Source organism: Vibrio sp. M250220, from assembly GCF_036533795.1.
Taxonomy (GTDB): domain Bacteria; phylum Pseudomonadota; class Gammaproteobacteria; order Enterobacterales; family Vibrionaceae; genus Vibrio.
In genome coordinates this window covers 1-426 of record NZ_JATABI010000212.1, presented here as the reverse complement: position 1 = coordinate 426, position 426 = coordinate 1, and the positions used below count along the sequence as shown (strand labels likewise).

Genomic DNA, 426 nt, shown 5'->3' with positions numbered 1-426 from the left:
GTGATTGAAACAACGGGCAATCGTAGCCGATTGAACATTATTGGCGCACTAAACCTGTCAGATATTGGTGCCACCATCGTTCACGATTACGAGAGTATTAACAGTGAAAATATTGTTCGCTTTTTCTGTAAGTTAAGAGAGAGTTATCCATTAGCCCATAAGCTTCATATCATCTTAGATGGTGCGGGATATCACCGCAGTGACTTAGTCAAAGATGCAGCGTTTGTCCTAAATATCGAACTACATTATCTTCCACCTTACAGTCCAAACCTCAACCCAATTGAGCGGCTTTGGAAGGTAATGAACGAGCAGTCGAGGAATAACGTTTACTTCAAAAATAAACGAGACTTCAAGGAAGCCATCGATCAATTTTTTACTGTGACTCTTCCAGAGATCGCAGGTTCACTGACGTCTCGAATCAATGAT

The 426-nt window shown here is 41.3% G+C and carries 1 protein-coding gene; it reads left to right on the top strand.

All coding sequences use genetic code 11. From position 1 onward, the window contains the following. Positions 1 to 426, top strand: a 426-nt coding sequence (locus QTN94_RS20480; protein WP_331428696.1) for an IS630 family transposase, incomplete at both ends; no start/stop codon positions are given.